At 72.6% G+C, this 24,672-nt stretch carries 19 protein-coding genes and 2 pseudogenes; 10 read left to right on the top strand and 11 right to left on the bottom strand.

The features are described from left to right. Nucleotides 1-139: 139 nt before the first annotated feature. Nucleotides 140-538 carry a roadblock/LC7 domain-containing protein gene (locus tag ACIA6C_RS10975; protein ID WP_190186925.1) on the top strand — a complete coding sequence of 133 codons (399 nt, stop codon included), beginning with the start codon at nucleotides 140-142 and terminating at the stop codon, nucleotides 536-538. Between the two features lie 135 nt (nucleotides 539-673). Next, entirely contained in the window at nucleotides 674-1,540 is an 867-nt protein-coding gene (locus tag ACIA6C_RS10980) for a DUF6397 family protein (protein WP_399274582.1), read from the top strand. On the opposite strand, the gene ACIA6C_RS10985 is transcribed toward ACIA6C_RS10980, so the two are convergent. Genes ACIA6C_RS10985 through ACIA6C_RS10995 form a run of 3 tightly spaced genes read right to left on the bottom strand, consistent with a single transcriptional unit; the run spans nucleotide 1,504 to nucleotide 5,388 of the window. Continuing rightward, nucleotides 1,504-1,905, bottom strand: a complete 402-nt coding sequence (locus ACIA6C_RS10985; protein WP_366083222.1) for a YchJ family metal-binding protein — start codon at nucleotides 1,903-1,905, stop codon at nucleotides 1,504-1,506. The genes ACIA6C_RS10980 and ACIA6C_RS10985 overlap by 37 nt on opposite strands. Before the next feature lie 8 nt (nucleotides 1,906-1,913). Beyond that, on the bottom strand, nucleotides 1,914-2,807 hold the full coding sequence (locus ACIA6C_RS10990) for an acyl-CoA thioesterase (protein ID WP_399274584.1): 894 nt from the start codon (nucleotides 2,805-2,807) through the stop codon (nucleotides 1,914-1,916). Nucleotides 2,808-2,865: 58 nt separating this feature from the next. Next, nucleotides 2,866-5,388: a DEAD/DEAH box helicase gene (locus ACIA6C_RS10995; RefSeq protein ID WP_399274586.1), complete on the bottom strand. Its 2,523-nt coding sequence runs from the start codon at nucleotides 5,386-5,388 to the stop codon at nucleotides 2,866-2,868. A gap of 145 nt (nucleotides 5,389-5,533) precedes the next feature. Between ACIA6C_RS10995 and ACIA6C_RS11000 the strand changes: the two genes are divergently transcribed. The 6 genes from ACIA6C_RS11000 to ACIA6C_RS11025 all read left to right on the top strand — a co-directional run bounded on the left by ACIA6C_RS11000 (nucleotide 5,534) and on the right by ACIA6C_RS11025 (nucleotide 12,170). Beyond that, the gene (locus ACIA6C_RS11000) at nucleotides 5,534-6,325 is read left to right on the top strand and encodes a metal-dependent hydrolase (RefSeq protein WP_399274588.1); all 792 of its coding nucleotides are present in this window, start codon (nucleotides 5,534-5,536) and stop codon (nucleotides 6,323-6,325) included. Between the two features lie 341 nt (nucleotides 6,326-6,666). After that, nucleotides 6,667-7,521 carry a serine/threonine protein kinase gene (locus ACIA6C_RS11005; RefSeq protein ID WP_399274590.1) on the top strand — a complete coding sequence of 285 codons (855 nt, stop codon included), beginning with the start codon at nucleotides 6,667-6,669 and terminating at the stop codon, nucleotides 7,519-7,521. After that, nucleotides 7,490-8,884, top strand: a complete 1,395-nt coding sequence (locus ACIA6C_RS11010; RefSeq protein ID WP_399274592.1) for a serine/threonine-protein kinase — start codon at nucleotides 7,490-7,492, stop codon at nucleotides 8,882-8,884. The genes ACIA6C_RS11005 and ACIA6C_RS11010 overlap by 32 nt, the downstream gene beginning before the upstream one ends. A 222-nt stretch (nucleotides 8,885-9,106) precedes the next feature. Continuing rightward, nucleotides 9,107-10,129, top strand: a complete 1,023-nt coding sequence (locus tag ACIA6C_RS11015; RefSeq protein WP_366082086.1) for a hypothetical protein — start codon at nucleotides 9,107-9,109, stop codon at nucleotides 10,127-10,129. Nucleotides 10,130-10,141: 12 nt separating this feature from the next. Next, entirely contained in the window at nucleotides 10,142-11,149 is a 1,008-nt protein-coding gene (locus ACIA6C_RS11020) for a hypothetical protein (protein ID WP_399274594.1), read from the top strand. Nucleotides 11,150-11,183: 34 nt separating this feature from the next. Then, the gene (locus tag ACIA6C_RS11025; RefSeq protein WP_399274596.1) at nucleotides 11,184-12,170 is read left to right on the top strand and encodes an alpha/beta hydrolase; all 987 of its coding nucleotides are present in this window, start codon (nucleotides 11,184-11,186) and stop codon (nucleotides 12,168-12,170) included. A gap of 63 nt (nucleotides 12,171-12,233) precedes the next feature. On the opposite strand, the pseudogene ACIA6C_RS11030 reads toward ACIA6C_RS11025, so the two are convergent. The 3 genes and pseudogenes from ACIA6C_RS11030 to ACIA6C_RS11040 all read right to left on the bottom strand — a co-directional run bounded on the left by ACIA6C_RS11030 (nucleotide 12,234) and on the right by ACIA6C_RS11040 (nucleotide 16,538). Then, nucleotides 12,234-14,015: pseudogene (locus ACIA6C_RS11030) on the bottom strand (ABC transporter ATP-binding protein). After that, nucleotides 14,012-15,880, bottom strand: coding sequence for an ABC transporter transmembrane domain-containing protein (locus ACIA6C_RS11035; protein WP_399274598.1), 1,869 nt, complete (start codon nucleotides 15,878-15,880; stop codon nucleotides 14,012-14,014). The pseudogene ACIA6C_RS11030 and the gene ACIA6C_RS11035 overlap by 4 nt, the downstream one beginning before the upstream one ends. A 163-nt stretch (nucleotides 15,881-16,043) precedes the next feature. Further along, complete coding sequence (locus ACIA6C_RS11040; protein WP_361137448.1) at nucleotides 16,044-16,538, bottom strand: MarR family transcriptional regulator; 495 nt, start codon at nucleotides 16,536-16,538, stop codon at nucleotides 16,044-16,046. A gap of 99 nt (nucleotides 16,539-16,637) precedes the next feature. On the opposite strand from ACIA6C_RS11040, the gene ACIA6C_RS11045 reads away from it, so the two are divergent. After that, a complete protein-coding gene (locus tag ACIA6C_RS11045; RefSeq protein WP_399274600.1) occupies nucleotides 16,638-18,611 on the top strand; it encodes an ABC transporter ATP-binding protein in 1,974 nt (657 codons plus the stop codon). On the opposite strand, the pseudogene ACIA6C_RS11050 reads toward ACIA6C_RS11045, so the two are convergent. From ACIA6C_RS11050 to ACIA6C_RS11070, 5 genes and pseudogenes are all read right to left on the bottom strand, one after another. After that, a pseudogene (locus tag ACIA6C_RS11050) lies at nucleotides 18,515-19,594 on the bottom strand (NAD(P)-binding domain-containing protein); the annotation flags it as partial. The gene ACIA6C_RS11045 and the pseudogene ACIA6C_RS11050 sit on opposite strands and share 97 nt — an antisense overlap. 51 nt (nucleotides 19,595-19,645) lie before the next feature. After that, nucleotides 19,646-20,323 carry an HAD family hydrolase gene (locus tag ACIA6C_RS11055; RefSeq protein ID WP_399274602.1) on the bottom strand — a complete coding sequence of 226 codons (678 nt, stop codon included), beginning with the start codon at nucleotides 20,321-20,323 and terminating at the stop codon, nucleotides 19,646-19,648. A 47-nt stretch (nucleotides 20,324-20,370) separates the two neighbouring features. Further along, nucleotides 20,371-20,850: an Lrp/AsnC family transcriptional regulator gene (locus ACIA6C_RS11060; protein ID WP_361137445.1), complete on the bottom strand. Its 480-nt coding sequence runs from the start codon at nucleotides 20,848-20,850 to the stop codon at nucleotides 20,371-20,373. 13 nt (nucleotides 20,851-20,863) lie between these two features. Beyond that, nucleotides 20,864-21,601: a DUF1365 domain-containing protein gene (locus ACIA6C_RS11065; protein WP_399276174.1), complete on the bottom strand. Its 738-nt coding sequence runs from the start codon at nucleotides 21,599-21,601 to the stop codon at nucleotides 20,864-20,866. Then, entirely contained in the window at nucleotides 21,595-22,890 is a 1,296-nt protein-coding gene (locus tag ACIA6C_RS11070; protein ID WP_399274605.1) for an NAD(P)/FAD-dependent oxidoreductase, read from the bottom strand. Before ACIA6C_RS11070 ends, ACIA6C_RS11065 begins: the two co-directional genes overlap by 7 nt. 201 nt (nucleotides 22,891-23,091) lie before the next feature. On the opposite strand from ACIA6C_RS11070, the gene ACIA6C_RS11075 reads away from it, so the two are divergent. Next, nucleotides 23,092-24,660 carry an SDR family oxidoreductase gene (locus ACIA6C_RS11075; protein ID WP_399274607.1) on the top strand — a complete coding sequence of 523 codons (1,569 nt, stop codon included), beginning with the start codon at nucleotides 23,092-23,094 and terminating at the stop codon, nucleotides 24,658-24,660. The last annotated feature ends 12 nt before the right edge of the window (nucleotides 24,661-24,672 follow it).

Consider the following 24,672-nt stretch of genomic DNA (forward strand, 5'->3'; position numbering starts at 1 on the left):
CGCGCTTTTCTTTTTTTTTATTTTGGGGGGGGGGGGGGCGGGCGTGGTGGGGGTGGGGGGGGTGGGGGGGCGGGGGGGGGGGTCCCGGTTGGGGGGGGGGGGGGGCGGGGGGGCCCCCCCCGACGGGGAGGGGCTCTACATGGCACTGGACAAGCAGCTCGACTGGCTGCTCGACGACCTGACGCGCAGGGTGCCGCAGGTGCGGCACGCGGTGGTGCTGTCCAACGACGGGCTGGTCACGGGAGCGAGCGCCGGGCTGGCGCGGGAGGACGCCGAGCACCTGGCGGCGGTCGCGGCCGGGCTGCAGAGCCTGGCGAAGGGGTCGGGGCGGCACTTCCGGGCGGGTGACGTCCGGCAGACGATGGTCGAGTACGACGAGGGGTTCCTGTTCGTCGTCGCGGCGGGCGCGGGCAGCTGCCTGTGCGCGCTCAGCGCAGCCGAGGCGGACATCGTGCAGGTCGCCTACGAGATGACGCTGATGGTGAACCGGGTGGGCGAGCACTTGGGTGTCACGGAGCGGCGGATCACGGGAGGCTGAGGGGCAGCCCGGGGCGGCCCTTGACCGGGGCGGCCGGCTGGCGGGTCCGGAGTTATCCACAGGCCCTGCGCCTCTCCGTCGCACTCGGTTACGGTCTTCACACAGAGTGATCGCCACTCGTGGGGGAGGACCGTGATGAAGAGTGATGTGCGGGGTTGCGCCGTACTGGACGCACCCGGGCGGATGATGCCGCAGGGCTGCGCGCGGGCACCGGCGGAGGTGTTGGCGCACGCGCCGCAGGACCAGCTGCTCGGCGCCGTCCGGGCGGCCCGGGAACTGGGTCTCAAGCGGGGGGAGTTCGCCCGGGCCGTGCAACTGGGGCTGGTGCGCGCGGGACCACGTGGGCCGAGCGGGGGCGCCCGCTTCACGCGGGAGGAGCTGGACGGCGTCCGGGCGGGCGAGGGCTTCCCGCAGGCGCTGCGCGCGCGGGTCGAGACCGTGGCGGGCGCGGACGCCGCGGCCGAGGTGTTGGGGGTCGGGCCGAGCCGGTTGACCCGGCTCGCGCGCTGTGGGCACCTCACCCCGGTCGGCTACCGGATCAACCGGTACCGGGCCGTGGTGTGGCTCTACCTGGCGGCGGAGCTGAGGGAGTTCGCCGTCCGCGAGCCCGGGATGCTGAGGGGCATCGCGTCCCCTGAGGACCGGGAGCTGATCGCGGCCAGGGCGGACCTGCGGCCGCGGGCGTGGCGCGGGCGGCATGTGGGGCTGCTGCTCAGACGAACCGCCGACCCCTGGGAGCGGGCGGCCGTACTGGCCTCCGTCCTCCCGGAGGAGGAGGTGCGGGCGGTGGTGCCCGATCCGGCGGAGCGGATCGTGCTGGCGGCCCTCGCACCGCCGCCGCCGTACGGGCATCCGCAGTTGGCGGAGGCCGCGGCCGTGGCGCTGCAGCTGCTGCGGGCGCAGGACCCGGATGAGATCCACTGGTACCGCACCAGCCTGGACTTCGCCCTGACCGGGGCGCGCGGTCAGTCGAAGTCGACGGGGGAGAGGGGGCCGACGTAGACCCAGGCCCCTTCCTCGCGGGAGAAGCCGCTGAGTTCGTGCAGGGACCCGGTGTGCCGGCCCTCGCGGTAGTGCGCCCGGAACTCCACCGATCCTTCCGTCTCGAACATCCCGCCGCGCTCGGTGGCGAGGACCTCCAGCCGCTCCCATTGCTGGCCGGGGTCCAGTTCGAGCCCGGCCGGACGGGTCGAGGAGTGCCAGGAACGCAGCAGGTAGGCCGTGTCGCCCACGGCGAACGCGCTGAACCGGGAACGCATGAGCAGTTCGGCGGTGGGTGCCTGCCGCTCACCGGAGTGGAAGCGGCCGCAGCACTGCGGATAGGCGGCGGGCAGCCCGCAGGGACAAGGGGGGACCGGCGTGGGCATGGTGGGGCTCAGTTCTTCGGGGACGACGGCGAGGACGGGTACGGGCGGAAGAGGCCTTCCTGGACCACCGAGACCAGCAGCTTGCCCTCCAGGTCGTAGATACGGCCGCGGGCCAGACCCCGGCCACCGTGCGAGATGGGCGATTCCTGGTCGTACAGGAACCACTCGTCCGCGCGGAACGGCCGGTGGAACCACATGGCGTGGTCCAGGGAGGCCATGTCGAAACCGCGCATGCCCCACAGGGGTTCGACGGGGATGCGCACCGCGTCGAGGAGGGTCATGTCACTGGCGTAGGTGAGGGCGCAGGTATGGACGAGGGGGTCGTCGCCCAGCGGGCCGACGGCGCGCATCCACACCGCGCTGCGCGGATCGGCGTCCTTGAGCTCCTGTGGAGTCCAGCGGAGCCGCTCCACGTACCGGATGTCGAAGGGCTGACGGCGGGCCATCCGCTCCAGCGCCTCGGGCAGCGCGCCCAGGTGCTCGCGGATCTCGTCGACCACCTTCGGCAGCGTGTCCGGGTGCGGGAAGTCGAGGCGAGGAGGCAGCTGGTGCTCGATGCTGCCCTCCTCCGGGTGATGGAAGGAAGCGGTCAGGTTGAAGATGGTCTTGCCCTGCTGGACCGCGGTGACGCGGCGCGTGGTGAAGGAACGCCCGTCGCGCACCCGCTCCACCTGGTACACGATCGGCACCCCGGGGATGCCGGGGCGCAGGAAGTACGCGTGCAGCGAATGGACGGGCCGGTCGCTCTCGGTGGTGCGGCCGGCGGCCACCAGCGCCTGGCCGGCGACCTGCCCGCCGAACACGCGCTGCAGGGACTCCTGGGGGCTCGCGCCCCGGAAGATGTTGACCTCGATCTGCTCCAGGTCGAGCAGATCGACCAGTCTCTCGGCGGGGTTCGTCATCAGGGGTTCTCCACTGTCGGGTCCGGCGGGTCCGGTGGCGCTGGCTTACGCAGGCAGGTCAGAGCTCGCCGAGCTCACCGACCGAGGTGACGCGGATGACCGCCCGGCCCTCCTCGTCGGAGGCAGCGAGGTCGACCTCGGCACTGATGCCCCAGCCATGGTCCCCGTTCGGGTCGGCGAAGGTCTGCCGGACGCGCCACAAGCCGTGCGCCGCGTCCTCCTCGATCTGCAGGAGCTTCGGTCCGCGGGCGTCGGGGCCGGTGCCCAGGTCGTCGTACTCGTCCCAGTAGCGGTCCAGGGCCTCGCCCCAGGCGTCGGCGTCCCAGCCGGAGTCGCCGTCCAACTCTCCCAGCACGTTGACGTGGTCCAGGGCGGCCAGTTCCACCCGGCGGAACATGGCGTTGCGGACCAGGACCCGGAAGGCGCGCGCGTTGGCGGTGACGGGCTTGACCTGGTCGGCCTTCTCCTGGGCCTCCTCCGCCGTCTCCACCTCCGGGTTCGCCAGCTGCTCCCATTCGTCCAGCAGGCTGGAGTCGACCTGGCGCACCAGCTCGCCCAGCCAGGCGATGAGGTCCTGGAGGTCCTCGGACTTGAGGTCGTCGGGGATGGTGTGGTCCAGGGCCTTGTACGCGCTCGCCAGGTAACGCAGCACGATGCCCTCGGTGCGGGCCAGCTCGTAGTAGGAGGTGAACTCGGTGAAGGTCATCGCCCGCTCGTACATGTCGCGGATGATCGACTTCGGGGAGACGGGGTGGTCGCGGACCCACGGGTGGCTCTTGCTGTACACGTCATAGGCGTGCAGGAGCAGCTCTTCGAGCGGCTTGGGGTACGTCACGTCCTGGAGCCGCTCCATCCGCTCCTCGTACTCGATCCCGTCGGCCTTCATCGCGCCCACGGCCATGCCGCGTTCCTTGTTCTGCTGCGCGGCGAGGATCTGGCGCGGGTCGTCGAGCGTCGACTCGACGACCGACACCATGTCCAGGGCGTAGGAGGGGGACTCCGGGTCCAGCAGGTCGAAGGCGGCGAGCGCGAAGGTGGACAGCGGCTGGTTCAGCGCGAAGTCCTGCTGGAGGTCGACGGTGAGCCGGATGCTGCGGCCCTCCGCGTCCGGCGTGTCGAGCTGTTCGACGACGCCGCCGTCCAGCAGCGAGCGGTAGATGGCGATCGCCCGGCGGATGTGCCGCAGCTGGGCCTTGCGCGGCTCGTGGTTGTCCTCCAGGAGGTGGCGCATCGCCTGGAAGGCGTCGCCCGGCCGGGCGATCACCGAGAGCAGCATGATGTTGGTGACCTTGAAGCGCGAGGTGAGCGGCTCCGGGTCGGCGGCGATCAACTTCTCGAAGGTCGTCTCCGACCACGCCACGAAACCCTCGGGCGCCTTCTTGCGGACCACCTTGCGGCGCTTCTTGGGGTCGTCGCCCGCCTTGGCGAGGGCCTTCTCGTTCTCGATGACGTGCTCGGGCGCCTGCGCGACGACGTAACCCGCCGTGTCGAAGCCGGCCCGCCCGGCCCGGCCGGCGATCTGGTGGAACTCGCGGGCGCGCAGCGTCCGGACCCGGTTGCCGTCGTACTTGGTGAGCGCGGTGAACAGCACCGTGCGGATCGGGACGTTGACCCCCACCCCGAGGGTGTCGGTACCGCAGATCACCTTCAGCAGACCGGCCTGGGCCAGCTTCTCCACCAGGCGGCGGTACTTGGGCAGCATGCCCGCGTGGTGCACGCCGATGCCGTGGCGGACGTAGCGGGAGAGGTTCTGGCCGAACTTCGTGGTGAAACGGAAGTTGCCGATCAGCTCCGCGATCTTGTCCTTCTCCTCGCGGGTGCACATGTTGATGCTCATCAGCGACTGCGCCCGCTCCACCGCCTGGGCCTGGGTGAAGTGCACGATGTACACCGGAGCCTGCCGGGTCTCCAGCAGCTCGGTGATGGTGTCGGTGATGGGCGTGGTGACGTATTCGTACGACAGGGGAACCGGCCGGGTCGCGGAGCGGACCACCGAGGTCGGCCGCCCGGTGCGGCGGGTCAGGTCCTCCTCGAACCGCTTCATGTCACCGAGCGTCGCCGACATCAGGACGAACTGCGCCTGCGGCAGCTCCAGCAGCGGGATCTGCCACGCCCAGCCGCGGTCCGGCTCGGCGTAGAAGTGGAACTCGTCCATCACGACCTGGCCGATGTCGGCGTACTTCCCGTCGCGCAGCGCGATCGAGGCCAGCACCTCGGCGGTGCAGCAGATCACCGGGGCGTCCGCGTTCACGGAGGCGTCACCGGTCAGCATGCCGACGTTCTCGGTGCCGAAGAGCTTGCACAGGTCGAAGAACTTCTCCGACACCAGGGCCTTGATCGGAGCGGTGTAGAAGGTGACCTTGTCCTGGGCCAGGGCGGTGAAGTGCGCGCCCGCGGCGACGAGGCTCTTGCCGGAGCCGGTCGGGGTGGACAGCACCACGTTCGCCCCGGAGACGACCTCGATCAGTGCCTCCTCCTGCGCCGGGTACAGGGTGATGCCCTGGTCCTCCGCCCACGAGGAGAAAGCCTCGAAGAGGGCGTCGGGGTCGGCGGTCGGCGGGAGCTGATCAATGAGGGTCACACCCCCCATCTTGCCTGGCTTCCCGCCGGATCGGGCAACCGGCGACCGGAGGGAAGATCATCGACTGTACGCTGTGCCGTCGACGCGGCCCGAACGAATCAGTCACCGGGGCCCGATACGACGGAACCGGGGCGGGAAAAGAAACATGATGGGTCCGGCGCATTCTCTCTCCGGCGCGGCGGCCTGGCTGGGGGTGGGTGCGGCGGCCGCGGCCGCCGGGCACGCGATGCCGTGGCCCGTCCTCGTCGTCGGCGCGCTCATCTGCGCCGGTGCGGCCCTCGCCCCCGACCTCGACCACAAGTCGGCGACGATCTCGCGCGCCTTCGGGCCCCTGTCCCGCGGGCTGTGCGAGGTGGTCGACAAGATCTCCTACGCCGTCTACAAGGCGACGCGCGCCCCGCGCGACGCCCGCCGCAGCGGCGGGCACCGCACCCTGACCCACACCTGGCTGTGGGCCGTCCTCATCGGCGCCGGATCCTCGGTCCTGGCGGTGACCACCGACCGCTGGGGCGTTCTCCTCCTGCTCTTCGTCCACCTGGTACTCGCCGTGGAAGGTCTGCTGTGGCGGGCCGCCAGGATGTCCAGCGACATCCTGGTGTGGCTGCTGGGCGCCACGAGCGCCTGGATCCTGGCCGGTGTGCTCGACCAGCCCGGCAGTGGCGCGGGCTGGCTGTTCACCGAGCCGGGCCTGGAGTACCTGTGGCTCGGCCTGCCGATCCTGCTCGGCGCCCTCGTCCATGACATCGGCGACGCGCTGACCGTCTCGGGCTGCCCGATCCTGTGGCCGATCCCCATCGGCGGCAAGCGCTGGTACCCGGTCGGTCCGCCCAAGATGATGCGCTTCCGGGCGGGCAGCTGGGTGGAGCTCAAGGTCCTCATGCCGGTGTTCATGCTGCTCGGCGCGGTGGGCGGCGCCGGCGCCCTGAACTTCATCTGAGCCGCCCGGCAACCCGGCCCCCGGCAACCCGGCCCCCGGCCAGGCTGACTGCCTGGTACGCCGCATCACGGGTCCCGGTCGCCCGCGCAACCCGCGGGGTGCGGTTCGCGCCGTTTCGCCGGGGGCGGGCCGGCGCGCCCTGCGGCGCCGGCGCTCCGCGGGAAGGGCGCGCGTACGGGTCCGCCCGGCGCCCGGGAAGGCCGGACGCCCCCGCGCCGGGCGGGGCGCGACGTGGCGCGTACCGGCTCATTACGGCCAAAGACCGGGCAACGCCGGTTTCCCCGGGATGTATAACGTTCGACGGGCGTGACGACCGCCCGCGCGGGGGCGAGGAGCAGGCTGTGAGCGGGATAGTGATCTACCTGCCGCCGGGGAGCGGCGGCACGGGTGGCGCGGAGCCGGGCGACGAGGCGGTGACGTTACGGCTCGGCCCGGGGGAAGTGGCCCGGTTCGGGCGCGGGTCGGCCTCGACGCCGGTCGAACTCCGCCTCGTCGACGAGGCGATCTCCCGCCTGGCCGGCGAGATCCGGGTGACCGACGACCACTGGCAGCTCAGCAACCTCAGCACGACGCACAGCTACCTCGTGGAGAACCCGGAAGGGGCCGGCGAGTACCTGCGGGTCCCGCCGCGCCGGGCCGGAGCCCCCATCCCCTTCGAGTTCTCCCGCGTCGTGCTGCCCACCCGCCGCGACACCACCGTCTCCTTCCAGGTCTTCGCCCCCGACCACGTCTACCTCGACCCGGACGGCCTCGGCGGCGCCGGCGGCCAGTGGGGCGGGCGCACGGTCACCGCGTACTCCCTGGACGAGACGGCCACCTACTTCCTCGTCCTCGTGGCGCTCTGCGAACCCCGGCTGCGCGACGAGTCACCGGTCGCGGTGCCGACCACACCCCAGATCGTCGAACGGCTCAAGGACCACGCGGCCTGCGGCAGGCTGACGGCCCGCGCGGTCAGCTCCCACATCGACTACCTCGCCGAGGAGAAGATGCGCGTCGCCCCGCCCGCCGAGCAGGACCCCGGCCGCGGAGCCCGCCGCAACGGCAAGCGGGAGTCGATCGTCGGCCTCGCCCTGCGGTTCGGGCTCGTACGGGAAGAGCACCTGGCGCTGCTGCCGCCCCGCAGCGGGCCGGGTCCGCGCAACGAGCCGACCGGAGGAGGGGAAGGTGCACGGGCCGGCCGACACCTCGGGAAGTGACTGCAGGGAGCTGCTGGCGCCCGGCTACCGCGTCGGGAGCTGGGAAGTCACCGAGCCCATCGCGGCCGGCGGCTGGGGAACCGTCTACGCGGGCCGCGCGGTCGGCGGGGACCGGCCCGCGCAGGAGGCGGTCGCGCTCAAGTTCCTGCCGACTTCCGGTCTCGCCCCGCGGCAGGCCCGCAACGTCGTGGACACCGCCCGGCGCGAGGTGGAACTGGGCCGCCGCGCGGGTCACCCCCGGCTGATCCGCCTCCTGGACTCCGTCGTGCTCAGCGAACCGGACCACCCGTTCCTGGACGGCGCGCTGGTCCTCGTGATGGAGCGGGCCCACCACAGCCTGCGGGACCGCCTCCGGGCGGGCCCGGTGAGCGAGTCCGAAGGCGCCCGCCTGATCACCGAGATCTGCGAGGGCCTCGCCCACCTGCACCGCACCGGCTGGGTGCACGGAGACCTCAAACCGGACAACATCCTGCTCATGACGGACGGTTCCGTCAGGCTCTCCGACTTCGGCCTCGCCGCCGAACTCACCGGCACCCACGGCACCCACGGCTACGCACCCCCGATGGGCACCTTCGACTACCTCCCGCCCGAGCGCTGGAGGGCCTCCCTCGGCGAGCACGGCGTCCAGGTCCGCCCGAGCGCCGACATATGGGCCCTCGGCATCGTGATCCACGAGGTGTTCACGGCCGGCACCCCACCGTTCCCCGGCGCCACACCCATGGCCCGCGGTGCGGCGGTGCAGGAGTACGCCGACGGACGAGCTCCCCTGCGCCTGGACCCCACCCTGCCGCCCTTCTGGCGCGAGCTGGCCGCGGACTGCCTGGCCCCCTCCCACGCCGCCCGCGCCGCCCACACGGCGGACAGCCTCCTGGCCCGCGCCACCTCCCGGCCGCAGCCGCACAAGAAGCACCCCGCGGGCCGCACCCGCAGGGCCGTACACGCCGCGCTCGTCTCCGCGCTGATGTGCGGGACGGCCGCGGCGAGCGCACCGTACGCCGCACCCGACGGCTCCGCCCTGCCCGGGGCGCCCGGCCGGATCCGGGTGTTCAACGCCGAACCGAGCTGCACCACCCGCACCGACCGGGACCCGGACTGCAGCCTCGGTCTCGCCGTCGACCCCCAGCGGCCCTACACCGCGGACAACGTCGTCCCGACCCGGGTGTGGCAGGGCGACGAGCTGGCCGTCGACTGCCTCCTCGCCCACGGCATCCCGATCATCGACGAGAGGGACGCCTGGTCACCCCAGTGGTTCCGCGTCAGGCTGCCGGCCGGCTCGCCGCGGCCCACCGCGTGGCTGCCCGCCGTACGCACGAAGGACCGCCCCCGCGTCCCCGCCTGCCCGGACCCCGCCGCCGGACGCTGATCCGGGACCACCCCGCCGTCCATGGCCGGACCCCTCCCCGCCCTGGTCATCCCTATCGGGGATCCACCGGCGCTGTCACTCCGGATCGTTCCGGATGCCCCGGCCGCCACGCCCGCGGCTAGCTTGCGGGCATTCGGTGGGCCGACCGCACGCACAGCTCGCTCCGGCACACCGAACGCCTCTGTACCGCAAGGGTGATTGACGAAGCGAAGGAGCTGGAACGTGCGTGGCACAACAGCTGGGCGCGCGAGATCCGTGACGGCGGTCCTCCTGGTCGCGGCGGCGACGTCCGCCCTGGGCGGCGGCCCCGCCGCCGCGCGGAACGCGGTGCCCGGTCCCCTCGGGCACGCCATGACGGCCGAGTTCTACTGCGACATCCCCCCGGAGCGGGACATCGCCGTAACCCGCAAGGTCTACGAAGTCGGACAGCGCCGGGGAGTGTCCGACAAGGTCATGCTCGCCGGGTTCGAGACGGGCTGGGTCGAATCCCGGATGAACAACTTGGACTGCGGGGACCGGGATTCGCTGGGCGTCTTCCAGCAGCGCCCCTCCCAGGGCTGGGGCTCCCCGGAGCAGGTCATGGACGTCGACTACGCGGCGAACAAGTTCTTCGAGGTGGCCCAGCAGATGGAGCCGGGCATGGAGGGCAGCAGCGCCGGGGAACTCGCCCAGGCCGTCCAGCGGTCGGGCTACCCGGAGCGCTACCCGCAGGCCGAGGACATCGCCCGGCAGATGCGGGACGAGGCCTTCCAGCCGTACGGGACGATCGGCGCCAAGTACTACGGCACGGGCGGACCGGGCGGTCCCCTCGGCCGGCCGCTGCGCGCGGAGGAACCCGCCCAGTCGGGCGGTCGGTTCCAGCTGTTCGAGCACGGGATCGTGATCTGGCATCCGGACGCGGCGTTCGCGGTGTACGGGGAGATCCTGAACAAGTTCTGGGCGACGGACGCGGAGCGTCGTTGGGGTTTCCCGACGATGGACGAGGCGGATGCGGGCCAGGCGCCGAACGGGACGCGGGGCCGGTACCAGTTCTTCGAGCAGGGCCTGTTCATGTGGTCGCCGCAGACGGGGACGCACGTGATTCACGGTGCGATCTACCAGGCGTTCAACGCGGGTGGTCACGAGGGCGTCTTCGGCTACCCGGTCGCGGACGAGAGCGACGAGCCGGGCGGCAAGGTCCAGAAGTTCCAGAACGCCAGCATCCACTGGAACCCCGACCGGGGCACCTGGACCACCACCAACTGACCGGGAGACGGCATGAGATCGCTGATCCTTCGGCGCGTGGTCAAAGCCGCGGCGCCACTGCTCGCGGCCGTCGCGGTCACCTTCTTCACGGCGCCCGCCGCGACCGCCTCCGAACCGAACGGCTCCATCGGACGCGGTGAGGTCATGGACCGCGCCTGGTCCTGGGTCGCCGAGCAGGTGCCCTACAGCCAGAGCGGCTGCTACGCCAACCAGTTCGGCTGTTACCGCCCCGACTGCTCGGGCTTCGTGTCGATGGCCTGGCACCTGGGGTCGTCACTGACGACCTGGAGCCTGTGGAACGTCACCTTCGACATCCCGGCCGCGGACCTGCAGCCCGGTGACGCCCTGCTGCGCGACTCGGACGGCACCGACCACGTGGCGCTGTTCGTCCGATGGGCCGACGCCGCCCACACCCAACCGGTGGTGCGCGAGACGTACGACTTCGGGCACGTGGCCGAGGAACGCGTGTGGGGCAACGGCCTGCGCGGATTCACGCCCCGCCGCTACAACACGCTCGACGACCTGATGCCCTACGGCGCCATCAGGGCCAAGTACGACAGCATGGGCGGCCTGGACAGCGTGCTGGGCCCGCCGACCTCCGGGGAACGCGACTCCATGATGGGCGGCCGCTACCAGGGCTTCCGCAACGGGATCGTGATCTGGCATCCGGACGCGGCGTTCGCGGTGTACGGGGAGATCCTGAACAAGTTCTGGGCGACGGACGCGGAGCGTCGTTGGGGTTTCCCGACGATGGACGAGGCGGATGCGGGCCAGGCGCCGAACGGGACGCGGGGCCGGTACCAGTTCTTCGAGCAGGGCCTGTTCATGTGGTCGCCGCAGACGGGGACGCACGTGATTCACGGTGCGATCTACCAGGCGTTCAACGCGGGTGGTCACGAGGGCGTCTTCGGCTACCCGGTCGCGGACGAGAGCGACGAGCCGGGCGGCAAGGTCCAGAAGTTCCAGAACGCCAGCATCCACTGGAACCCCGACCGGGGCACCTGGACCACCACCAACTGACGTACGTACCCCCACTCATCGACCAGGAGGTCACGTGAACGAGCACGGCCCCACCCGCAGGAGCATCCTCAAGTCCGTCGGCGGGCTCTCCGCCGCCATGGCCCTCGGCGGGGCGGGCGTCCTCGGGACGGCGTCGGCGGCGAGCGCGGCCGGCGACGGTTTCGGACTGCGCATCGTCGACCACAACGAGGGCGACGCCCGGATGTGGTACTACCGCTTCCAGACCGACGCGATCGGCTGGCAGCCGGCCGTCAACGTCCTGCTCCCCGACGACTACCACACCAGCGGACGCACCTACCCGGTCCTCTACCTCTTCCACGGCGGCGGCACCGACCAGGACTTCATCACCTTCGACCGTCTCGGCATCCGCGCCTGGACCGCCGGCCGGCCGCTCATCGTCGTGATGCCGGACGGCGGCCACGCGGGCTGGTACTCCAACCCCGTCAGCTCCAACACCGGCCCCCGCAACTGGGAGCACTTCCACATCAACCAGCTCCTGCCCTGGGTCGAGGCGAACTTCCGGACCTTCGCCGAGTACGACGGCCGTGCCGTCGGCGGGTTCTCGATGGGCGGCTTCGGCGCCCTCAAGTACGCGGCCAAGTACTGGGGCCACTTCGCCTCGGTCAGCGCCCACTCCGGGCCCGCCAGCGTGCGCCGTGACGGCGGGGCGGTCGTGCACTGGGCCAACCTGTCCTCCGCCGCCCTCGACCTGGCCGGCGGCACCGTCTACGGCGTGCCCTGGGACCAGGCCCGCGTCAGCGCGGACAACCCCGTCGAGCGGATCGAGAGCTACCGCAACAAGCGGGTCTTCCTCGTCGCGGGCACCAGCCCGGACCCGACCAACGCGTTCGACTCGTTCAACGAGACGCAGGTCCTCGCGGGCCAGCGGGAGTTCCGCGGCCTCCTCGACCAGGCCGGTATCCCGCACGAGTGGCACGAGGAGCCCGGTGGCCACTTCGTCCGCGACTACATGATGTGGCGCGACCTCGACGGCATCATCGACCGCCTCCGCAAGGCGTAGCGGCGCCCCAGGACGGCCTCGCGGACGCCGCCGACCCACGCGTGGCGTCCGCGAGGTCCCGGCTCACCCGTGCCAGGACCGCCACAGCGCCGCGTACGCGCCGTCCGCCGCCACGAGGTCGTCGTGCGAGCCGAACTCACTGATCCGGCCGCCCTCGACCACCGCGATGACGTCCGCGTCGTGCGCGGTGTGCAGCCGGTGGGCGATCGCGATGACCGTCCGGCCGTCCAGCACCCGGGCCAGGGAACGCTCCAGGTGCCGGGCCGCGCGCGGGTCGAGCAGCGAGGTGGCCTCGTCCAGTACGAGCGTGTGCGGATCCGCCAGGACCAGCCGGGCGAGCGCCACCTGCTGCGCCTGGGCCGGGGTCAGCGCCGCGGCTCCCGATCCGACCTCCGTGTCCAGCCCGGCCGCCAGCGCACGCGCCCAGCCGTCGGCGTCCACCGCCTCCAGCGCCGCCCACAGGTCGGCGTCCCCGGCGCCCGCCCTGGCCAGGCGCAGATTGTCCCGGAGCGAGCCCACGAACACGTGGTGCTCCTGGTTGACCAGTGCCACCTGCTCTCGCACCCGCTCCGTCGGCATCCGCGACAGCCGCGCCCCGCCGAGTGTGACCTCGCCGGCCCGTGGCGCGTAGATGCCCGCCAGCAGCCGGCCCAGCGTCGACTTGCCCGCACCCGACGGCCCGACCAGCGCCATCCGGGTACCCGGCGGCACGGTCATCGACACCCGGTGCAGGACGTCCACGCCCTCCCGGTAGCCGAACCGCACCTCATCGGCCCGCACCTCCCGGCCCTTCGGCGAGACGGACGCGTCACCCCCGTCGGGCTCGATCTCGTGGATGCCGACCAGCCGGCCCAACGACACCTGCGCGACCTGGAGTTCGTCGTACCAGCGCAGGATCAGACCGATCGGGTCGACCATCATCTGGGCCAGCAGCGCACCCGTCGTCAGCTGCCCCACCGACATCCAGCCGTGCAAGACGCAGTAGCCGCCGATCATCAGCACCGAGCCGAGGATCGTCACGTAGGTGACGTTGATGACGGGGAAGAGCACGGACCGCAGGAACAGCGTGTACCGCTCCCACTGGGTCCACTGCCGGATGCGCTGTTCCGACAGCGCCACCCGGCGCCGCCCGAGCCGGTGCGCCTCGATCGTGCGCCCCGCGTCCACCGTCTCCGTCAGCACCGCCGAGACCGCCGCGTAGCCGGCCGCCTCCGAGCGGTACGCGGACGGCGCCCGCCGGAAGTACCAGCGTCAGCCGATCACCAGCACCGGCAGCGCCACCAGTGCGGCCGCCGCCAACGGCGGCGCGGTCACCGCCAGTGCCCCGAAGAGCAGCCCCGCCCACACCACGCCGACGGACAGCTGCGGCACGGCCTCCCGCATCGCGTTGGCCAGCCGGTCGATGTCGGTGGTGATCCGCGACAGCAGGTCACCGGTCCCGGCCCGCTCCAGCACGCCGGGCGGCAGCCCGACGGAACGCACCAGGAAGTCCTCGCGCAGGTCGGCCAGCATCTCCTCGCCGAGCATCGCGCCCCGCAGCCGGACCATCCGTACGAAGCAGGTCTGGACGGCGAGCGCCAACGCGAAGAGCAGGCTCACGCGCAGCAGGTGGAGCTCGCGCACCCCTGCCGCGAGGTCGTCCACGACCCGCCCCAGGAGGTACGGGCCCACCATGGAGGCGATCACCGCGACCGCGTTGGCGCTCACCAGCGCCAGGAAGGGCCGCCGGTGGCGCCGGAACAGGCCGCGCACATAGCCCCGTACGGTCGCCGACGTGCCGACGGGCAGTGTCGCGGCCGACTCCGGGGCGGCCGGATCGTATTGCGGCGGTGCCACGCCGATCATGCGGATCCCTCGATTTCGGTGAGCTCTTCCTCGAGCCGGTCGGTGAGGCCTTCGTCCAGAGCGGTCAGAGACAGCCCGTCGAGGCGCTGTTCCTCCTCCGTTTCCCGGGTGACGACCGCCCGGTAGCGCGGCTCGTCGCGCAGGAGGTCGCGGTGGGTGCCGGCCGGCAGGGCGACGCCCTCGTGAACGAGGACGACCCGGTCGGCCCGGTCCAGCACCAGCGGCGAAGAGGCGAGGACCACCGTCGTGCGCCCGGCGCGCAGCGCCGCGACGCCGTCCGCGATCCGCGCCTCGGTGTGCGAGTCGACCGCCGAGGTCGGCTCGTCCAGCACCAGCACCTCCGGGTCGGCCACCAGCGAGCGGGCCAGCGCCAGCCGTTGGCGCTGGCCGCCGGAGAGCGAGCGGCCCCGCTCGGTGATCCGGGCGTCCATCGGGTCCGCCACGCCCTCGGGCGCCGACTGCAGCACCGCTTCCAGTACGTCGCCGCACTGCGCGGCCTCCAGCGCGACCGCGGGGGTCACCGCCCCGGACGCCGGTACGTCGAACAGCTCGCGCAGCGTGCCGGAGAGCAGGACCGGGTCCTTGTCCTGTACGAGGACCAGCGCCCGCGCCGTGTCCAGCGCGAGCTCGTCCAGCGCCACGCCCCCCAGCAGCACCGGGGCGCGGTCCCCGGCGCGCTGACCGGAGTCCTCCCCGTCGCCCGGCAGGTGCCCGCCCAGGCGTTCCGCGAGCCGGCCCGCGAGGTCGGGGTCCCCACAGACGACCGCGGTGAACCGGCCCGCGGGAACCAGCAGCCCGGTCTGCGGGTCGTACAGGTCCCCGCCCGGAGCAGGGGCCCGGACCGGGCCTTCGGCCGCCGCCGGGGCGTCCTCACGCGTCAGCCGCAGCACCCGGGCCGCGCGGGTGGCGGAGGGCCGGGAGAACGAGTAGGCCATGGCGATCTCCTCCACGCTGCGCAGCGGGTACAGCAGCAGCGACACCGCGCTGAACACCGTGACGAGTTCGCCGACCGCCAGCCGCCGGTCCAGGACGAGCGAGGAGCCGTACCAGACCACCGTGACGAGCAGTACCCCCGGCAGGAACACCTGGACGGCCGAGATCAGCGCCCACATGCGGGCACTGCGCACCGCGGCGGTGCGTACCTCCTGCGAGGCCTCGCGGTAGCGGCCGAGGAAGAGTTCCTCGCCGCCGATGCCGCGCAGCACGCGCAGACCGGCGACGGTGTCGGAGGCCAGTTCGGTCGCCTTGCCCGCCTTCTCCCGCTGGATGTCCGCGCGTCGAGTGGCGCGGGGGAGCAGGGGCAGGGAGGAGAGCGCCAGCAGCGGCATCCCGACGGCGACGACGACGCCGAGGGACGGCGCGTACACGACCAGGGCCACGCAGACGACGACGATGGCGACGGCCGCGGCGAGGAAGCGGGAGACCGCCTCGACGAACCAGCCCACCTTCTCCACGTCGCCCGTCGATACGGAGACCACTTCACCGGCCGCCACCCGGCGCGTCAGGGCGGAGCCCAGGTCGGCGGTCTTTCGGGCGAGGAGCTGCTGAACCCGGGCGGCTGCGGTGATCCAGTTCGTGACGCTGGTCCGGTGCAGCATGGTGTCGCCGAGGGAGATGGCGACACCGAGCAGCGCGATCAACGCGCCGACGAGCAGCAGCCGGTGGCCGTCGCCCTCGACGGCCACCTCCACGCCCAGGCCGACCGCGAACGGCAGTCCGGCGACGGCGCAGTGGTGGACCAGCCCCCAGCACAGGCTCCTGGCCTGCCCGCCCAGTTGGGTGCCGCCCAGCCACAGCAGGAAGCGTGGACCGGAGCGGGCGTCGGGTACTCCGGGATCCGCATACGGAAGATCGCTGATCTGCATGACGCCCCATGACGGTCGAGTGGTTCAAACCACACAAGGTTCGTCTTCCGGACCGGCACCCGGCAACCGAATTTCTCGCGGCGCCCGGCAGCGGCAGCGAGGTTTACGGGCAGGCAGGTTGGCGTACGGGCTGCTCAACCGGCTTGGGGGCAAGGGGTGGTGCTCAGCAGCCGCGCTCCGCCGGGGCGTCCGACAGGGCGTCGAGCAGGCCGCCGAGCACTCCGCGCTGCGCGGCGGTCAAGGGGGACAGGATCTCCTCCGCGGCGGCCGTCCGCGCGTTGCGCAGGCGGCGCAGGGTGGCGCGGCCGGTGTCGGTCAGCTCGATCCGGATGACCCGCCGGTTCGCGGGGTCGGGCGCGCGGCGCACGCACTCGGCCGACTCCAGGCCGTCGACCAGCGTGGTCACGGCCCGGGGGACGACTTCGAGGCGGGCGGCGAGCTCCGCCATCCGGGGCGGTTCGGCGCCGTCGTAGTGCGAGACCAGCCGGAGCAGCCTTGACTGGGCTGGAGTGATCCCGAGGGGTTCGAGATGGCGCTTCTGGATGCGGTGGAGCCGACGGGTCAGGCGCAGCAGCTGCTCGGCGAGGACGCCGTCGTCGCTGTCGGGAGAGTCGACGCCGTCCGCGTCGGCCAGGGTCGGTTCGGAAGCGGTGCTCATGCTGCGGTCCTCATAATGGGAAGAGTATCAGGACCAGATTCATTGTGAGTATAGGTAACAATGAGCTATGCTCGGCAGAGTCTCGTCAGAAGGAGGCCCATGCGCCCCAAAGAGCCCGAATGGACGCCGTCCAAAGAATCCCTCGATCCCAGTCGCCCCGTCCCGGCGGAGCAGCCGCGCCAGTTGCGCCGCATCATGGGTCTGTTCCGGCCCTACCGCGGGCGCCTCGCGGCGGTCGGTGCGCTGGTCGGCGCCTCCTCGCTGGTCGCCGTCGCCTCGCCGTTCCTGCTCAAGGAAATCCTCGACGTGGCGATCCCCCAGGGGCGGACGGGCCTGCTGAGCCTGCTCGCCCTCGGCATGATCCTCACCGCCGTGGTCACCAGCGTGTTCGGCGTGCTCCAGACCCTGATCTCCACCACCGTCGGCCAGCGCGTGATGCACGACCTGCGCACCGCCGTCTACGCCCAGCTCCAGCGCATGCCGCTCGCCTTCTTCACCCGCACCCGTACGGGCGAGGTCCAGTCCCGGATAGCCAACGACATCGGCGGGATGCAGGCCACCGTCACCTCCACCGCGACCTCCCTCGTCTCCAACCTCACGGCGGTGATCGCCTCCGTCGTCGCCATGCTCGCCCTCGACTGGCGGCTGACCCTCGTCTCGCTCCTCCTGCTGCCCGTCTTCGTGTGGATCAGCCGGCGGGTCGGGCGCGAGCGCAAGAAGATCACCACCCAGCGGCAGAAGCAGATGGCGGCCATGGCCGCCACCGTCACCGAGTCGCTCTCGGTCAGCGGCATCCTCCTCGGCCGCACCATGGGCCGCGCGGACTCCCTGACCCGGTCCTTCTCGGAGGAGTCCGAGAAACTGGTCGGCCTGGAAGTGCGCTCCAGCATGGCCGGGCGCTGGCGGATGTCCACCATCGGCATCGTGATGGCCGCCATGCCCGCACTGATCTACTGGGCCGCGGGCATAGCCCTCCAGGCCGGCGCGCCGTCGCTGTCCGTGGGCACCCTCGTCGCCTTCGTCACCCTCCAGCAGGGACTGTTCCGGCCCACGGTGAGCCTGCTGTCGACCGGTGTGCAGATACAGACCTCGCTCGCCCTGTTCGCCCGCATCTTCGAATACCTCGACCTGCCGGTGGACATCACCGAGCGCGAGGACGCGGTGCGGATCGGCCGGGCGAAGGGCGAGATCCGGCTTGAGGACGTGCACTTCGCCTACGACGGCAAGAACGGCCCCACGCTGACCGGTATCGACCTGACCGTCCCCGCCGGCGGCTCACTCGCCGTGGTCGGACCCACCGGATCGGGCAAGAGCACCCTCAGCTACCTGGTGCCCCGCCTCTACGACGTCACCGGCGGCCGGGTCGCCCTGGACGGAATCGATGTCCGCGACCTCGACTTCGACTCGCTGGCCCGGTCCATCGGCGTGGTCTCCCAGGAGACCTACCTCTTCCACGCCTCGGTCGCCGACAACCTGCGCTTCGCCAAGCCCGACGCGACCGACGAGGAGATAGCCGAGGCCGCCCGCGCCGCCCAGATCCACGACCACATCGAGTCCCTGCCGGACGGATACGACACGCTGGTCGGCGAGCGCGGCTACCGGTTCTCCGGCGGGGAGAAGCAGCGCCTGGCCATCGCCCGCACCATCCTGCGCGACCCGCCGGTCCTGATCCTCGACGAAGCGACCAGCGCGCTCGACACGCGTACGGAGCACGCGGTGCAGCAGGCCATCGACAAGCTGTCCGCGGGCCGCACCACCATCACGATCGCGCACCGGCTCTCCACCGTGCGCGACGCCGACCAGATCGTCGTCCTGGACGCCGGGCGCATAGCCGAACGCGGCACCCACGAGGAACTCCTCGCCGCGGAGGGCCGCTACGCCGCCCTCGTCCGCCGGGACCGGGACGCCGAGTCGGCGCCGCGGCCGGCCGGCGGCGAGCAGGCCGGTCAGGAGGCCACGGCCCCGGCCATCGCCGGAGTGCCGGAGGGTTCGCGGGCCAGCAGGCGGCGGATCTCGCGGACGGCCGCGCCGCCCGCCCGGTTGGCACCGATGGTGGAGGCCGAAGGGCCGTAGCCCACCAGATGGATCCGCTCGTCGCGGACCGCCCGGGTGCCTTCGAGCCGGATGCCGCCGCCCGGTTCCCGCAGGCGCAGCGGCGCCAGGTGGTCGACGGCCGCCCGGAAGCCGGTGGCCCACAGGATCACATCGGCGTCGACGCTCCGCCCGTCGGCCCAGCCGACTCCGGTCGGGGTGATGCGGTCGAACATCGGCCTGCGCTCCAACACTCCCGAATCCAGCCCGGCCCGTACGGCGTCGTTCAGCGCCAGCCCGGTCACACTGACCACGCTCTGCGGGGGCAGACCCCGGCGCACCCGCTCCTCCACCATGGCCACCGCCGCCCGGCCCTCGGCTTCGCCGAAACGGGAGTCGCGGAACACCGGAGGGCGGCGTGTCACCCAGGTGGTCCCCGCCGCCACCTCGGAAATCTCCAGCAGGTGCTGCACCGCCGAGGTGCCACCGCCCACGACCACCACGCGGGCCCCGGCGAACGCGGCCGGTCCCGGGTAGTCCGCGGTGTGCAGCTGGCGGCCCCGGAAGGTCTCCTGTCCCCGGTAGCGGGGCCAGAACGGCCGGTCCCAGGTACCCGTGGCGTTGACCAGGGCCCGGGCCGACCACCGGTCGCCGGTCGCGGACTCCACCAGCAGCCGCCCGTCCGAGCCGTCCCGTACGGCCGTGACGTCCACGGGCCGGAGCACGCGCAGCCCGAAGCGCTCCTCGTAGGCGGCGAAGTACTCCTCGATGACCTCCGACGACGGCCGCAGCGGGTCGGCGCCCGTCAGCTCCATGCCGGGCAGCGCGTGCATGCCGTGCACCTTGCCGTACGTCAGCGAGGGCCAGCGGAACTGCCAGGCGCCGCCCGGGCCCGGCGAGTGGTCCAGGACGACGTGGCCGATGCCCGCCCGGGCCAGGTGGTACGCGCCGGACAGACCCGCCTGCCCGGCGCCGATGATCACCACGTCCACCGCTGCCGGGTCCCGCTCCGCAAAGTCGTTCACGGTTCTACCAACCGCGGACCGGGCCGCCCTCTTCCCCCACAGGCCCAGACGTCAGGCCGCCCTGTGTTCGCCGAGCCATTCGTAGGCGGTCTCCACGTCGAAGGCCGCCGGTCCGCCCCGGAACAGGAGGCCGGCCGAGGCGAAGGCGGGGTGGGTGGCGGTGGCGGCGACGGAGGGGATCGCCAGGCACTCCATTCCCGCTGCGCGAGCGGCCTCCGCACCCGGTGCCGCGTCCTCGACGACCACGCAGTCGGCGGGGTCCGCGCCGAGCCGGCGGGCCGCCTCCAGGAACACGTCGGGGGCGGGCTTCCCGCGCGGCACCTCCTCGGCGGAGACCGTGACGCTCAACAGGGCGTCCAGACCGGTCCCGGCCAGCACGGCCTCGATCGCCTCCCGCGAGGAGCCGGACGCGACCGCCATCGCAACCCCGTCGGCGTGCAGCCGCTCCACGAACCTGCGCATCTCGGGGAACGCCTCGGTCCCCGTACGGGCCAGCTCCAGATAGGCGGCGTTCTGCTCCGCGAGCAGCCGCGCGACCGGCGCGCGCAGCCCGTACCGCTCCTTGAGGACCTCCAGCGTCTCCATCGTCCCGATGCCGATGAAAGGGGAGTGCTGTTCCCAGGTGAAGTCGGGTACGCCGTGCCGTTCCAGGGTGCGACGCCCGGACTCGTAGTAGTTCGGCTCGCTGTCCACGAGGGTGCCATCGAGATCGAATATGACGGAAAGCATTCCGTTCAGCCCGTCCTGCCGGTCGTGTGCGTGTCCCGACCAGTTTGTCAGGGTTTGGACGCTGCTCTTCCCACCGCTTCGACCAGGGGCAGCAGCCGGTGCGGAACCCGCTCGCGCAGAGCGACCTCGGTACGGGTCCGGACGACGCCCGGAAGTCGGATGAGGCCCTGGATGACGTCCTCCAGGTGCGCGTTGTCGCGGGCCGCCACCCGGGTCAGCAGGTCCCCGCCGCCGGTGATCGAGAACGCCTCGATGATCTCGGGTACCGCGGCGAGCGCGTCCCCCACCTCGTCCAGGTGCCCCTGGGTGACTTCGATGTGGACGAAGGCCAGCACGGGATGGCCGAGCGCGGCGGGGGAGAGGACCGGGCCCGTCCCGGTGATCACCCCGGTGCGCTCCAGCCGGTCGAGCCGGGCCTGCAAGGTGCCGCGCGCCACGCCCAGCAGCCGCGCGTACTCGCGCACGCTGGTGCGCGGCTGCTCGATCAGCAGGCGCAGGATCCGGGTGTCGAGCTCGTCCACCGCCATGCCGCGACTGTACTCACCTCAGCCCCTCCTGCGGATCGTGACGGGGCCGCGGGCGTACCGGCAGCCCCCGCAGCCACAGCCGGACGCGGTGGTGGCGGATGGCCACCGCAACGGCGGCGGTGGGCCAGGGGTGGCGCAGCGACGCCCGCAGCAGCCCCGCTAGGCCGGACGTCCGGCGCCGGCCCCGCACCGTAGCCGTCAGCCGGGCACCGTCCGCCCCGCCCGAAAGACACACGCCGAGGGCGAGGTGCTCGCCCGGCACCGGGAGCCGCATCCGGTAGTCGCCGTCGACATCCAGGAAGGGGGAGGCGTAGAACTCCTTGGCCACCCGGGCCGTGCCCTGGGCGGCCTGCGGCCCGAGGAGGTAGCAGTGCCGCTCGCCGTACGTGTTGTGCAGCTCGGCGACGACCTGCCGCAGGGACCCGTCCGGGCCGTGGCACCAGTACACGGACAGCGGGTTGAAGACGAGCCCCAGCACCCGGGCGTGGGCGAGCATCAACACCCGGGAGCCGGGCGGGAGCCCGGCGCCGCGCGCGGCGAGGAACCGCTCCAGCCCGGCCCGGATGGTCGGCGACCGGCCACCGAAGTGGTCCCGCGCCTCGAACCGGGCGAGGAAGCGAAACGGCGCGGGGAAGCGGGGAAGTTCGTCGAGGTCCACCAGCCACAGGTACGTCCGGTGGCGCAGCGCGTACGCCCGCTCCCCGGACCGCACGTGCCGGATCTCGGCCTCGTACACCACCGCCCTCACCAGGACACCCCGAGCGCGGCGGCAGCCTCCACGCCCGAGCGGCAGCCGTCCTCGTGGAACCCCCACCCGTGGTACGCCCCCGCGAAGGCCGTCACCGGACCCGACAGGGCGGGCAGCAGCCGCTGGGCGACCACCGACTCCGGGGTGAACACGGGGTGTTCGTAGGCCATCTCCGCCAGCACCAGCCCCGGCCGCACCCGGTCGTCCGCGTTGAGGGTCACCACGTACCGCTGCGGCGCGTCGAGCCCCTGCAGACGGTTCATGTCGTAGCTGACGAGGACCCGCGCGTCGTACGGGTCGCAGCCGGACAACCGGAAGTTCCAGCAGCCCCGCGCCGCGGCCGAGCGCGGCAGCACCGAGGCGTCGGTGTGCAGCACCGTCCGGTCGCGGGAGTAGAGGAAGGCGCCGAGCACCGCCCGCTCGGCGTCCGTCGGGTCGGCCAGCAGCCGCAGCGCCTGATCGGCGTGGACGGCGACGACCACCGAGTCGTAGGTGACGGTGCCGTCGGCGGTGCTGACGCGGACCCCCTCCGGGGTGCGCGCGAGCGCCCGCACGGGAGTGCCCGCACGGACCGCGCCGGCACCCAGCCGCTCCCGCACCCGCTCGACGTAGCGCGCCGAACCGCCCTCGACCGTGCGCCAGCGCGCCGAGCCGTCCACCGGACCGCCCACCGCGAGCATCCCGTGGTGGGCCAGGAAGCGGAACAGGTACCGGGCGGGGTAGCGCAGCGCCGTACGCGGCGGACAGGACCACACCGACGCCACCAGCGGGATCGCGAAGTGGGCGGTGAAGTAGGGCCCGAAGCCGCACTCCCGCAGGAAGTCCCCCAGGGTCACCTCCGCCGAGACGGCGGGAGTCGCCAGCAGCAGCCGCGCCTGCCGGCGGAACAGCGGCACCTGCGCCAGCATCCGCAGGTAGCCGGGCCATGCCGCCGACCTCGGCCGGCCCGCCGGACCACGCGGTCCGCGCGTGCCCGCGTACTCCAGCCCACAGCCCTCGCACTGCACCGAAAGGCTCATCGTGGTCGCCCGGGTGGCCACGCCCAGCTCCCCGAACAGCCGCAGCAGATGGGGGTAGGTACGGTCGTTGTGCACGATGAACCCGGAATCCACCCCGCGTACGCGGCCGTCCGGGCCCGTCACCTCGTGGGTGTGGGCGTGGCCGCCCAGCCGGTCGTCGGCCTCGTACACGGTCACCTCGTGCGAGCGCGCCAGCACGTAGGCCGCCGTCAGCCCCGAGACACCCGCGCCGATGACAGCCGTACGCCGCCTCGGTCCTCCTCGCTGCGTCATCGTGTCCTCCTTCCGGAGGCTGCTTCGGAGCCGAAAACGCTCCGGATGGGCCTCGTACGCGTTCCGCCGGAGCAGCCGTGCCGCCCACGGTGCATCCGGACGCGTCCGCCGCGCGGAATCCCCCACGGAAATGCCGAGCGCGAACCCGTGCGGAATCCTGGACGGGGGACGAGAGCGGAGAAACGCCATGACGGGACAGCGATGACGGACGTGGCGGCGACGCGCTGCCTGGTCACCGGGGCCACCGGCTACATCGGCGGGCGGCTGGTGCCCGCGCTCCTCGACGCCGGTCACCGGGTGCGCTGCCTGGCCCGCACGCCGCAGAAGCTGCGCGACCACCCCTGGGCGGGCCGCGCCGAGGTCGTGCGCGGCGACGTCACCGACCCCGGATCGGTAGCCGAGGCGATGCGCGACATCGACGTCGCCTACTACCTCGTGCACGCCCTCGGCTCGGGCTCCGGCTTCGAGGACCGCGACCGCGGGGCCGCCCGCGTCTTCGCGGAACAGGCACGGGCGGCCGGGGTCCGCCGCATCGTCTACCTCGGCGGCCTCACCCCCGAAGGCATCCCGCTGCGGGAACTCTCCCCGCACCTGCGCTCCCGCGCCGAGGTCGGCGAGATCTTCCTCGGCTCCGCCGTACCGGCCACCGTCCTGCGCGCGGCCGTCATCATCGGCTCCGGCTCCGCCTCCTTCGAGATGCTGCGCTACCTGACCGAGCGGCTGCCCGTGATGGTCACCCCCAGCTGGGTCGGCACGCGCTGCCAGCCCATCGCCGTCCGCGACGTGCTGCGCTACCTCGTCGGCAGCGCCGGCATGCCGCCCGAGATCAACCGCGCCTTCGACATCGGCGGCCCGGACGTGGTCACCTACGAGCAGATGATGCGCCGCTACGCGGAGGTCGCGGAGCTCCCCAAACGGCTCATCATGCGGGTCCCGATGCTCACCCCGGGCCTCTCCAGCCACTGGATCGGCCTGGTCACCCCCGTCCCGAGGGCGCTGGCCCGGCCGCTCGCCGAGTCGCTGCGGCACGAGGTGGTCTGCCACGAGCACGACATCGCCGCCCACGTCCCCGATCCGCCCGGGGCGCCGCTCGGCTTCGACCAGGCCCTGGTCCTCGCCCTCCAGCGGGTGCGGGACGCCAAGGTGACCACCCGCTGGTCCTCCGCCGGTGTCCCCGGCGCCCCCAGCGACCCGCTGCCCACCGACCCCGACTGGGCCGGCGGCAGCCTCTACACCGACCGACGGGAGCTGCCGGTCGCCGCCTCGCCCGCCGCGCTGTGGCGGGTGGTGGAGGGCATCGGCGGGGACAACGGCTGGTACTCCTTCCCGCTCGCCTGGGCGGTACGGGGCTGGCTCGACCGGCTGGTCGGCGGGGTCGGGATCCGGCGCGGCCGCCGGGACGCCGCCACGCTCCGGGTGGGCGACAGCCTCGACTTCTGGCGGGTGGAGGAGATCGAACCCGGGGCGCTGCTGCGGCTGCGCGCCGAGATGCGGCTGCCCGGCCTGGCCTGGCTGGAGCTGTACGCCGACCCCGATCCGGCGGACCGCCGCCGCGCACGCTTCCGCCAGCGCGCCCTGTTCCACCCGCACGGGCTGCTCGGCCACCTGTACTGGTGGAGCGTGTCCCCCTTCCATGCCGTGGTGTTCGGCGGGATGGCGCGCAACATCGCCAAGGCCGCGGAGCGGCTGGAACGCGATGCCCCGCAGGGCGCATCCGCTGCGCGGCCCGCCGCCGAAGTACCCGGTGCGAGCAGCACCCCACAGCCCTGACCCGGAGCGAGA

Origin of the sequence: Streptomyces sp. NPDC051578, assembly GCF_044454045.1 — a bacterium.
Classification (GTDB): Bacteria; Actinomycetota; Actinomycetes; order Streptomycetales; family Streptomycetaceae; genus Streptomyces.

What these genes read in the sequence shown, in the direction of transcription:
- ACIA6C_RS11060 (WP_361137445.1), bottom strand. Translation starts at nt 20,850, where the DNA reads ATGGCGGTGGACGAGCTCGACACCCGGATCCTGCGCCTGCTGATCGAG.
- ACIA6C_RS11020 (WP_399274594.1), top strand. Translation starts at nt 10,142, where the DNA reads ATGAGATCGCTGATCCTTCGGCGCGTGGTCAAAGCCGCGGCGCCACTG.
- ACIA6C_RS11045 (WP_399274600.1), top strand. Translation starts at nt 16,638, where the DNA reads ATGCGCCCCAAAGAGCCCGAATGGACGCCGTCCAAAGAATCCCTCGAT.
- ACIA6C_RS11000 (WP_399274588.1), top strand. Translation starts at nt 5,534, where the DNA reads ATGATGGGTCCGGCGCATTCTCTCTCCGGCGCGGCGGCCTGGCTGGGG.
- ACIA6C_RS11070 (WP_399274605.1), bottom strand. Translation starts at nt 22,890, where the DNA reads ATGACGCAGCGAGGAGGACCGAGGCGGCGTACGGCTGTCATCGGCGCG.
- ACIA6C_RS11040 (WP_361137448.1), bottom strand. Translation starts at nt 16,538, where the DNA reads ATGAGCACCGCTTCCGAACCGACCCTGGCCGACGCGGACGGCGTCGAC.
- ACIA6C_RS10985 (WP_366083222.1), bottom strand. Translation starts at nt 1,905, where the DNA reads ATGCCCACGCCGGTCCCCCCTTGTCCCTGCGGGCTGCCCGCCGCCTAT.
- ACIA6C_RS10975 (WP_190186925.1), top strand. Translation starts at nt 140, where the DNA reads ATGGCACTGGACAAGCAGCTCGACTGGCTGCTCGACGACCTGACGCGC.
- ACIA6C_RS10980 (WP_399274582.1), top strand. Translation starts at nt 674, where the DNA reads ATGAAGAGTGATGTGCGGGGTTGCGCCGTACTGGACGCACCCGGGCGG.
- ACIA6C_RS11075 (WP_399274607.1), top strand. Translation starts at nt 23,092, where the DNA reads ATGACGGACGTGGCGGCGACGCGCTGCCTGGTCACCGGGGCCACCGGC.
- ACIA6C_RS10990 (WP_399274584.1), bottom strand. Translation starts at nt 2,807, where the DNA reads ATGACGAACCCCGCCGAGAGACTGGTCGATCTGCTCGACCTGGAGCAG.
- ACIA6C_RS11035 (WP_399274598.1), bottom strand. Translation starts at nt 15,880, where the DNA reads ATGCAGATCAGCGATCTTCCGTATGCGGATCCCGGAGTACCCGACGCC.
- ACIA6C_RS11055 (WP_399274602.1), bottom strand. Translation starts at nt 20,323, where the DNA reads ATGCTTTCCGTCATATTCGATCTCGATGGCACCCTCGTGGACAGCGAG.